At 46.1% G+C, this 12,248-nt stretch carries 4 protein-coding genes; 3 read left to right on the forward strand and 1 reads right to left on the reverse strand.

All coding sequences use genetic code 11. The annotated features are described in order from the left end of the window. The first annotated feature begins 52 nt into the window (after positions 1–52). The 3 genes from AC23P2_RS20125 (at position 53) to AC23P2_RS20135 (ending at position 11,834) form a co-directional block, all read left to right on the forward strand. Positions 53–1,129: an alkaline phosphatase family protein gene (locus AC23P2_RS20125; RefSeq protein WP_487774862.1), complete on the forward strand. Its 1,077-nt coding sequence runs from the start codon at positions 53–55 to the stop codon at positions 1,127–1,129. A 122-nt stretch (positions 1,130–1,251) separates the two neighbouring features. Then, positions 1,252–1,800, forward strand: a complete 549-nt coding sequence (locus AC23P2_RS20130) for a phosphonate degradation HD-domain oxygenase (RefSeq protein ID WP_487774863.1) — start codon at positions 1,252–1,254, stop codon at positions 1,798–1,800. 155 nt (positions 1,801–1,955) lie between these two features. Further along, positions 1,956–11,834, forward strand: coding sequence for a LamG-like jellyroll fold domain-containing protein (locus AC23P2_RS20135; protein WP_487774864.1), 9,879 nt, complete (start codon positions 1,956–1,958; stop codon positions 11,832–11,834). 66 nt (positions 11,835–11,900) lie between these two features. Here AC23P2_RS20135 and AC23P2_RS20140 read toward each other — a convergent pair whose 3' ends face one another. Beyond that, positions 11,901–12,185: a hypothetical protein gene (locus AC23P2_RS20140; RefSeq protein WP_487774865.1), complete on the reverse strand. Its 285-nt coding sequence runs from the start codon at positions 12,183–12,185 to the stop codon at positions 11,901–11,903. Positions 12,186–12,248 lie beyond the last annotated feature (63 nt).

The raw sequence follows: 12,248 nt of genomic DNA on the forward strand, positions 1-12,248 counted from the left end.
AATAATGCCAATTACTAACGCTTAATTCATTTTGAAATTAACATTTAGACCAATGAAAACCATAATATCTTTCATCTGCTCTCTCTTGATTACTTTTTCAAGCATCGCCCAGCGCCAAACCGAAAACGTCATTCTAATTACGACCGATGGCCTTCGCTGGCAAGAAATGTTTGGAGGTGCTGATTCCTCCCTCCTTTTTGATCCAACTTATACCAGCGATACGGCCAAATTAATAAAACAATTTTGGGCCAATACACCCGAAGAACGCCGCCAAAAACTCTTTCCATTTTTCTGGAGTACCATTGCCAAACAAGGCCAACTTTACGGAAACCGCTGGAATGGCAGTAAAATGAACATCTCGAACACCTACTGGTTTAGCTACCCAGGATACAACGAGATTTTGAGTGGCTTTGCCGATGAGCGAATCAACTCAAATGATAAAATCGACAACCCCAACACCACCGTTTTTGAGTTTATCAACAACCAACCTAAGTACAAAGGCAAGGTAGCTAGCTATGCGACTTGGGACGTGGTACCGCACATTATCAATGAAAAACGAACTGGTATCCCCGTCAATGCAGGCCACGAACCCGTCGCGAATCCCAACCCTAGCGAACAATTGCTAAACGATATTCAGGACAAGTTGCCGAGTCCTTGGGGTGAAACTCGCCAAGATTTTATAACTTACTACATGGCCAAAGAATACATTCAAAAAAATAAGCCTAAGGTGTTTTTCTTGTCGTTTGACGAAACCGATGACTTTGCCCACGCGGGAAAATATGACCAGTATTTGCTAACGGCCAATTTGGTCGATAAATTCATCGCTGATTTATGGACTTACCTTCAATCACAACCCGAATACAGAGGCAAAACCACGATTTTGCTAACCACCGACCACGGGCGCGGACATACACCTAAAGCTCGCTGGAAAGACCACGGGACCAAAACCCCCGATTGTTTTCAAGTCTGGATGGGCGCGCTTGGCCCTGATACCCCTGCCAAAGGAGAAGTGAAACATGCAGAAGTATTATTCCAAAATCAAATCGCTCAAACGCTCGCCAAAGCACTTGGGTTGCATTTTACCTGTGAACATCCAGTAGGAGAAGCCATTCAAACGGTTTTTAAGTGAGTAAAACTTCGTCCGACTATAGTTTTTTCGTCTGACTATCGTCTGACGAAGAACAACAGTCAGACGAAAAAAACAGATAATCAGCTAAGGCGTAGATAATTCAAATTTTCATTCAAAAAAAAATGTCCGCAATCACCACCATTCGCCAGTTGTTTGAAGCACAAGGCGACGACCAATATTTTGGAGAAGACGTAAGTCAACTCGAACACGCGGCCCAAGGTGCCGATTTAGCCCGAAAAGGAGGCTTTGACACGGAGGTCCAAGTAGCCGCTTTTTTACACGATATTGGCCACTTAATGCCAACCGAACTCGAAGAAGAACTCATGGCAGAATATGGCCGCAAAGACCACGAAGAAGTAGCTGCGGAGTGGCTTCGGGCACAAGGGTTTCCCGAAAAAGTGTGTATTTTGGTCGCTAACCACGTCAATGCAAAACGGTACCTGACCTTCAAAAACCCCAAGTACTTCGCAGGCTTATCCGAAGCGAGCTTAAAAACATTAGCGTTTCAAGGCGGGTCCATGTCGGCCGAAGAAGCAGCTGCCTTTGAGCAAAACCCGTATTTTGAGTTAATCATTCAGATGCGTCGCTGGGACGAAGCCGCCAAAGTGACAGGCTTGGCCAAACCCGATTTAGAGCACTACCTTCAATTATGCGAAGAAGTACTGGTTTGAGTTTTTCCCGACGTTAAAAATGCTTTTTTGTGAGTTATTTCGACAAAAATGACACATTAGAACAAATCGGACAACCGCTGTCCGATTTGTTCTAACACATAACCCACTGAATTTAGCTGTTTTGCGAAGTACATAATGCTCACTTCGTAGAACGTATGAAAACGAACCTTTACCCTTCTTTTTCGACCAAAAGCAACTCCTTTTTCTCTTTTTTTTGTTGCTTCTTTCTTGGTCTCTCGTTGGTCTTTACCCAACCCATTTTTGCCCAAATCACCATCGTCGAAGACTTCGAGTATGGTGGAACCTCAGGAAACCTTACGGATAAAGACGGCGGCACTGGCTTTGCTACCGCTTGGGCCAATGGCACCAATGCTTACACCAGCACGGGGCTAAGTTTCGGAGGATTATCAAGTCCAGGAGGCGCCATGACAGTCGCTAGTGGCCAAAATGCTTCTCGCCGAATCACCACGGGGTTTGCCGCCTCTGGACCAATATCGGGCAGCTTTCTATTTAAGCTAAATTCTGCTCCTACATCAAGTTCAGTATTGATGCTTGGGTTAGGTACAGCTAGTTCTAGCAACAATCAAAATCATTACTTAGGTTTTATGCCCGCCAATGATGGTCAATCTGGCTTAGCTGCTTTAGGTATAAAGGGGACGGGGATACAAGGTATGACCAATGGAAATGCATTGAGTACCTCCACCACTTACCTGTATGCTTTTTCGTACGACAACGGCTCTACTTCGGCTTGGATACTAACCTTGGCCCAATACAATAACTTCTTTGACGGAACGACACTCAACCAAACGGCGATGAACGCCGCTACCATCGGTTCAGCTTCGACCAATGTCACAGGTAAAGTCACCATCGCTACCACGGCGTCCAATCTCGCCACAATGGATAACCTATACAGCTATTTTTTCAGTAGCGGTAGTGTAACCATCGATAGAATACGGCTTTCTGGAACAGCTGCCTTGGGCGGTTTGGGAAGTACAGCGGTCACATATACCTTCAACGGAACCACTGACACCAACTGGGCAACCGCTTCCAATTGGAGCGGAGGGGTCGTTCCTACCACAGCAACCCTCAATAGTGGCGAAGCCGTTGTCATAGCTTCCAATTGTACCATGTCGGGCGGGTCAATTTCCTTCCCATCGGGTACTTCGTTCACCATCAATGCCTCGACTACATTCACAATGACCAGCACGCCAACCATTACCATTCAGTCGGGAGCAACGCTTAACATTGATGGTACTTTAATAGCCAACAATGGTACTTTAAACAATGCGGGTACCATGACTACCGCCTCAACGGGAAACTTCTCAAATCCGAGTGGCAGTTTTACCAATTCAGGAACGTTCAATCTCAGTGGTACGAGTACCTCTACCTATGGCGGTTTTACAAACACGGGTACAATCAATAATTCGGGAACTTTGATTGCTAGTCAATATATCAATGTTCAAAATAATGGCACGTTTGTAAACAATAGTGGCGGGTCAGTTCAATTCAATGGCTTTATCAATGCGGCTAATAAAACTGTCACCAATAATGGGACAATGTCAGCAGGGCTCGACAATTCGGGGACGTTTACTAACAATAACACGTTTTCATTTAACTATCTGAATGTCACCAACAAATCAGGAGGCACAATAACCAACAGCCCAGGAGCTACCATGACCCTCGGCTTATTACCTTTTAGTAACGCAGGTACGTTTAACAACGAAGGCACTTTTTCAATGACCCAAGGAAGTGGATTAGCAAGCATAAGCAACACCGCTTCTGGGATAATCACCAACTCTGGCACCTTTACCGTAGGTGCTTCTGTCACCGCCACCAATTCGGGTACAATTACCACGCAAGCATCCGCGACGTTTACCAACAAAGGTACCCTAACAGGTACGGGGACATTTAACAGCAACGGCACCTACAATGGCACGGGTACATTTTCGAGTACGTTGTTTACCAATCCAAGCGGTGGAACGGTCGCGCCTGGCACCTCCCCAGGTTGCCTCACGTATTCAAACGGGTACACCAACAACGGAACGCTCACGATTGAACTAGGAGGCACAACGGCCTGTACGCAGCACGACAAGCTCAACGTTACAGGGACAGCTACGCTTAGTGGAACACTCAACGTCTCACTCATAAATAGTTATACGGGAAGCAATGGCCATCAACTTACCATCATTAATGCAACGTCGCTATCGGGTACGTTCACGACGGTGAATTTGCCAACCAATTGGTACATCAACTATAACTTACCTAGCGCTGGGCAAGTGACGTTGTCATACAACTCACCTCTTGTGGCAGGAGCAGCACTTCATTTTGATGGCACCGATGACTTCATCAATGTTCCCGATGCCAATGCCCTAGACCTTGGCACCACTCTAACCCTCGAAGCATGGGTTAAACCTACTAGTCTTGGTTCTTATAATATAATTATTGATAAACGGGCAAGCAATGACGTAATTGCCAACTACGGACTATCATTGGCCGCTGGGAAACTCATGTTTTATTTCTGGTCTAACTCAAGCGACCCGCATTTCCATACCGCCACCAATGCTATTTCTTTAAACACTTGGACCCACATTGCAGCCACCTACGATGGAGCAAGGGTGAGGCTATATGTAAACGGTACACAGGTGTATTCGCAAGAAGAAACGTTTATTCCTCCTACGACAACCCAATCACTCAACATCGGCAGAAACCCTGCTACTGCTCAGTATTTTAGTGGCGAAATTGACGAGATACGAATTTGGAACTTAACTCGAACCTGCGACCAAATCAACCAACAATTTAACTGCGAACTGGCTGGAAGCGAAAGCGGACTGGTTGCGTATTACAAATTTAATCAAGGGGTTGCCGCTGGTAGTAATGGCAGCGTTTCAAGCTTGACGGATGCAACCGCTAACGCCAATCACGGCTCTTTCAGCAATTTTGCGCTTACTGGGAGCACGTCCAATTTTACGGTTACGGGCGGGGTCACGTCGGGGACTAGCTGCATGGCAGTCATCGCTCCTGAAATTGATGTACAGGGAGGAACTCCTCTCGTTTCAATCACCGATGGAGCTACCACTCCCATTAGAGCCAATGGGACTGATCTAGGGAATGCCTTGGTAAATAGCTCATTAACCCGAACGTTTACCATCCTCAATACGGGCAATACGACGCTGACCATCAATACCATTACCTCTACAAATGCTAAATTTACCGTAACCAACGCGCCGACTTCGGTCGCTGCCAATAGCTCTGCTACGTTTGATATTACGTTTAATCCTACAGCGTTGGGCGTACAAAGTGCCACCATTACCCTCACCAACAACGACTGCGACGAAGCCACGTACGATTTTGTGGTCAATGGCAATGGAGCAAATCCAGCAGCCGCCCTTCATTTTGACGGCTCCAATGACCTCATCACTGCATCAGGGCTTCTGCCCAGCTCTCCTTCGCAGTTTACCGTCGAGTTTTGGCTTAAACCCGAGTCATTAAGCGATTATAACCAAGAAATCTCGATTGGTAGTGCCTCCAATGGGCAATGGAATGGTTTTACGTTTCATTCAACTGCTACTGGTTCAGTGTACGTAGGTACCGATATGTCGAGTCGAATGACTCCCAATGAAATCCCCGCTAACACAGTGGTCATCAATACGTGGCAGCATTTTGCGTATGTTTATAAAAATGGGACGGGCTATCTTTATAAAAATGGCGTTTTATTATACACCAAGAGCAACAACGCCCCGCCTAGCTTTGATGTGTTACGCATTGGTTCGGGTTGCTGCCTGCCAATTAAGGGAGCGTTAGACGAATTGCGTATTTGGAACACAGCTCGTACGTGTGAGCAAATTAACCAACAACGTAATTGTGAATTGACGGGTACAGAGGCCAATCTTGTAGCATATTACCCTTTCAATCAAGGATTTACCGAAAGCAACAATGGTGACGTTACTACGTTAACCGATTTAGCAACGGGGATTGGAGGAGCCAATAACGGAACTTTGACAGGTTTTACCCTTACTGGTACCACTTCCAATTGGATAGCTACTGGCGGTGTAACGACGGGGACCAACTGCACAGCGGTCGTCGCCCCCGAAATTGACGTACAGGGCGGCTCTCCTTTGGTAAGCATTTTAGATGGCAGTACCACTCCATCGAGCAACAACTCTACTAGCTTTGGCAATATAGCCGTCAATGGTTCTTTCGCTCGAACCTTCACCATTCAAAATACGGGTACTGACGCTTTAACCATTACCAACATTACGTCTAGTAACGCAACGTTTGCAGTAACCAACGCACCTACTTCAGTCGCTGCCAATGGCTCGGCTACCTTTACTGTCACGTTTAATCCTACAGTATCGGGGTTTCAAAACTCAACCATTACCATTACCAACAACGACTGCGACGAAACTACCTACGACTTTGCTATTTCAGGCAATGGAGTTAGCCCAGCAGCCGCGCTTAATTTTGATGGTACCGACGATTTCGTCAGTTTCCCAACCACAGGAATGACCGCTACAGAAGGTACAATTTCATTTTGGATGAATGCCGCTTCAACCCAAACGGTATCCAACCCCGTGCTTATAGAACTTGGTGGTGAAACCGTCGCCATTTTCCTATGGAACAACGGAAGCAACCTTTTCTTCAGAGCCAGCGGAACAGGCAATCAATTCTCAGTTCCATTTACCAGTCTCGATACCTGGGTACATGTAGCCATGACTTGGGAAGGAACTGGCAAAGCGCTCAAAGGCTACGTTAACGGAACTTTGGTTGGTTCGCTTACGATGACAGGAGATGCCAACTTTGGTACCACGGGCTACTTAGGCAGAAGTTCTATTTATAGCAATGGTTCAACCAACTTCAAAGGGAGTTTGGATGACATCCGCATCTGGAATCGCGCGCTATGTGTGGATGAAATTACGATGTTGAAAAACTGTGAAGTAGCTCCTACCACTGCCAATTTACAGCTTTATTTTAAGTGTAATCAAGGATTTGCGGGTGTTGATAACACTACTATTACGACACTTACCGATGATGCCACCCTCATTGGAGGAGCCAACAACGGTACGCTGTCTAACTTTGGGCTTACGAGTAGTACATCCAATTTTATTGAAACAGGAGGCGTAACCACAGGTAGTAACTGTAGCCCCGTTCTGATCCCAGAAATAAACGTACAGGGCAAGACACAGGACATTGGCGATGGTAGCATCTCTTCTTCTACTACCAATGATACAGACTTTGAAAATGCAGCGGGCGGTGCCATCACCAAAACATTCACCATCCAAAACACAGGAAATGCCAACTTAACGGTTAGCAGTATTACCAGCAGTAATTCTAAATTTATCGTTGGCAGCCTAAGTTCAGCAAGCCCTATTTCTGCCAATAGCTCGGCAACATTTACCGTTACATTTATCCCCACAAGTACGACCTCACAATCCTCAGTTATTACTATTACCAACGACGACTGCAACGAAAGTGTTTATGATTTTGTCGTAACAGCTTCCAGTAGCACGATTGGTGCCAATGCGTTGAACTTCGACGGGGCCAACGACCAAATTAACGCAAATCTCCCCACTCCTTTGTTTGGCACTAACAATACTACCCTTGAGTTTTGGGCGAAAGGAGCGCCAGGGTTTGCCTTTCCTATTAACTTTAATAACGCAGAATTAAGCGTTACTTGGGGACCTATCCTTAAGATGAATGTGTATGGGAACAACATATTTGACACGGGTTATCCCATCGAAGATTGCTGGCACCACTATGCGTTTACCTACAACGGTGCCACAAATACGCTCTATGCTTTTATAGACGGGCAACCCACCCCAACGCCAAGCTACACAGGCTATTGGCCTGAAGTTTCGACCAACCTCATCTTGGGAGCACGGTCTGGTGAATACTTCTGGAACGGAACTATGGATGAATTGCGAATTTGGAATGTGCAACGTACACAATCCGAATTAAAGAACACCATGCACACCGAACTGGCAGGTAATGAAGCGGGATTGGTGGCCTATTATAATTTCAATCAAGGTACTGCGGGTGGTACTAATTCCAGTATTACTACCCTCATCGATAACCAAACCAATTCCCCAAGCAAAAACGGGACACTCAATGAAAATTTTAGCCTAACGGGTACTACTTCCAATTGGGTGGCGTCAGGTGCGATGCAATACTATCCTGAAATTGATGTAGTTGGAAACACTATATCTATTGTTGATGGTGACACCTCGCCTTCGGATGATGACCATACCAACTTTGGGGATGTTCTTATTGGCAATACCCTTACCCGCACTTATACCATCAAAAACACAGGTTTTAAACAACTTACGATTTCAAACATCGAGAGTTCAAACCCGTTATTTGTAGTGGGAGCTATTAGTACGATAAGCCCACTCGCTATCAATAGCACCACAACGTTTACGGTTACCTTCTCTCCCGCTGCTTTAGGGACACAAACGGCTACCATCACTATCACCAACGACGACTGCAACGAAGCTCCTTACGATTTTTTAGTAAGAGGAACGAGCAATTGTGCAGCAACTGCCTCCGTTTCGGCGGCAAATACAGCCGTTTGTGCGGGACAAAATGCCGTCTTCAACCTCACGGGTTCAAGCGGCGCTATTGTGACGTATTCGATTAACAACGGCACCAATGCCACCGTTACGCTCACAGGAGGGACTGGAACCGTAACGGTTCCTAGCATTTCGAGCACCCAAACCATCCGCTTAGTTTCGGTAGATGATGGGGCATGTAACTTACCGCTTACTGCCACGGCAAGTGTCACCATCAAAGCACTCCCTACCGTTACTGCTCCGTCTTCGGTATGCGTAGAAGGTACGGCTTCACTTACCCCCACTACAGGAGGCTCGTGGGTAAGCAACGCCCCTACCAAAGCGAAGGTCAACAATGCAGGACAAATTCTAGCACTTGCTAGTGGGAGCGCCACGTTTACCTTTACCGATGCAACCAGTGGTTGTTCCAATACCACCTCCACCGTTTCAATCATTGCCTTACCAACCGCAGCTGTAAGTGATGGTGGTACCGTTTGTGCGGGTGAAACCTTACCGAATGTAACCTTCCAACTTACGGGAACGGCTCCTTGGAACCTTACCTATTCTAATGGAAGCACGCAAACAGTAGTGACCAACATTACTAGTAGTCCTTTTGTACTCACAGGAGCCGCTGCGGGAACTTATACCGTAATCAGTCTCACCGATGCCAATTGTTCGGGCAACAGTTTTACAGGGAATGCTACGGTTACGGTTAACCCATTGCCAGTACTTACCGCTGGAACAATCACCCACCCTAGCACCTGCGCTGGAGCCGATGGCAGCATCGCATTCACCACTCAAAACCTACCCGATGGAAAATACACTTTGACATATACGGGAGCAGGGTCGCCTCAAATCGTCACAGTAGCCACAAACGCTTTTGTTTTATCTAACTTAGGAGCAGGGACTTACAGCAACTTCTCCATCACCAACGCAGGCTGTACTCAAACCGATGTAAGCAGTAAAACACTTGTGGATCCCAACCCTCCTACCTTGACATTGGGCACCATTGCACCGATTTGCCCTGGGGCGTTATCATTTACGATTCCCTACACGGCGTCAACACTTTCACCTACTACCTACTCCATTTCTGGAACGGGTATTGTGGCAGTAACAGATCAAAATTTGAGCCCAGATGCCATTACAGTTCAATTAGCTAGTGGTGCATCAGGAGCCTCGATTGGCTTTATTTTAACGGTAAAAAATGCTTCACAATGCCTATCATTACCCATCAATGGCAGCGTAGCAATACGTACATTGCCTACCGCTACTGTACAAGGAACCACTACCGCCTGCCTCAATACTACAAGCCCGACCATCGTTTTTACGGGCGGAACTACCTCAGCTCCATACACTTTCACTTACCAAGTCAATAGCGGAGCCACTCAGCAAATAACCACCACCAACGGCAATTCAGCAGGAGTTAGTGCCCCCACCAATCAGGCTGGCGTTCTTACCTATTCGTTGGTAAAAGTATCCGATGCCCATGGCTGTAGCCAAAACCAAAGCGGAACGGCTCTGGTCTCTGTTTTGACCAAACCCAGCATATCCCTCACGGTACTCCAATCGACCGTCAACGAGGGAAATACCTCAACATTCTGTGACACAGACAATAATCCAGCAAATAATAGCTTGCAGTGGACGGTTAGCACCAACTGTATAGCAGGAAGCCCCGTTTGGCGCGTTCAAATAGGCAGCGGTGCTTGGAGTAGCTGGTCCCCCAATCCACCAGTTACTCAGTCATCCAATAACCAAATTCACCGCTACCAAGCAGCTTGCGATGGGAATTGTTCAGTAACTTATACCAGCCCAATTGAAGTAACCATTAATAGCCGAGCTTCGGTACCTCAAAATGCGTCATTGGCAGTAGATGGGGTTACAGTTGCAGTGGGCGAAACGAAAGAAGTGTGTAGTTTCGTCAATACAACGATTCTTTTCGCTGCCAACTGTGCCACGGATGAAATAATGCTCTATTCGGTGGATGGAGGCGATTATAGTGCAGGAGTGCCCGTAGGATTGGTGGACAATCAATACCATAATTATCGGGTGCGTTGCCGCAAATCGAACGCACTTCCATCGTGCATAGAATCTGAGTCAGGTGTGATGCGTCTAAAATTGGTCTTAATTCCGACTGCCCCAACAGTCTCATTATCATCAACAGGAAGTTGTAACTCCACGGCAAGTTTCAGTGGACAATCATCTTGTGGTAGTTTGAAAACAATTTGGTACAATGCCACTACCCACATTGCCTTACCAAGCCTGCCCACCACTGTTCCTTTGGAAACTACCTCGTACTATGCCCGCTGTCAGACAGAAAATGGCTGCGTAAGTGAAAAAAGTAACGTGGTAACGTTTACGGTAACACCTACTCATGTAGCTCCCATCGTGACCGTTTCTCAAGAATTAGTTTGCACAGGTACCACAGTGACCATTTCAGCCAATTGCCCTGTAGGAAGTACCACCTTCTGGAACACAGGCATCACAACGCCAAGTTTTGAGGTATCATTCAGCAATGTCACCAAGCAAAGTTACTGGGCAAAATGTATCTTTGAAGGCGGTTGCCAAAGTGCTGAGAGCATTCGCAAAGACATTTACTGGAATGCTTTTGTCGTAACATTAATCAATATCGGCCAAACCAAATCAGCGGTAAAAACCAACGACCGTTCTGCTTGGTCGAGCCAATTCATCACCCGCGACGGCGGCCCTGAATTGGAGCAGAGTACACAGCAAAATCCAACGCTTTATTATGTTGAGTATACCAATAAAATTGCGCCTCGTTATTGGACAATCAACGTAGATGCTTGCGCATTGGGCACAAATGGTTCGCTAACGTTTGATATGTTGGCAACCCCAGAAATGGGCACCATCCGTTCATTTAATACCCACGAAAACAACGCCCCCTACTTTATGTACGCCAACCGTGATGGCTGGGCGGAGTTATACGCACAAAACCATCCAGCCTACGGTTTTTTTGCAGACAATGGCAACGGAGGAAACAAATACGACGAAGGCTTACCGAAAGGTTTGTATAAGTTAAGCGTACGGTATTGGGATAAAAAAGGCTGGGGTAGTATTTATCCCGCCACGCGCCAAGCCCAGGGCAGTGTACTGGCTTACCAAGAATATTGGTTCCGAATTCAGTCCAGAGATGGCCTCGGAGTAGGCGCGGCGAGGGAAGAGTCAGGCCCTCGCAAGGCTGATGGTTTGGATAACAAACAACGGATAACTGATAATAGCGACTTCGCTTCAGTTTTGCCCAACCCCGTTACCAACACCCTTCGCCTCAAAGTACAAAAAAGCAAAGGACAGGTAGTTCAAACTACATTGAGAGATGCCTCGGGCCGACAAATTTTTAGTCATTCTTTTCAGCCTGAATCAAACACACATCAGGAAGAAATGGAAGTTACGAACCTTCCCAATGGCCTTTATTTCTTAAACGTACAAACCGAAATGGAGCAAGTAACGTTGAGAGTGATTAAAATAAATTAAAAACACACAAATAAGGAGGTAGCACCCAAGGCTACCTCCTGTTATCATAAAAAGTACTTCATAAAACTACTCAGCGGTTGCGTCTTTCGTTTCGCTCACGGGCGCTTCTACTTTCGCTTTTTCTTTTTTTGAAGATTTTTGCCCTTCTTTTTTGTTACCTTTTTCGGCTTTCTTAGCCTCTTTTGCCTTTTCTTTTTCTTCTTTTTTAGCTATTTTAGCAAGCTTCTTTGCCAATTTCTCAGCTGCTTTGCCCACAGCTTTTTTCGCTTTTTTTGAGCTTGTTTCGTCGGTAAGTGCGGCGCTTATTTTCTCAATAATTGCACTTGCTTGGGCTTTCTTTTCAGATTTCATTGATGGTTTACTGATTTAAAAGGTTCAAATAAAAAAATCTACAAATACATAGCTATTTTTCCG

The organism is Runella sp. R0.1_18, assembly GCF_057652155.1.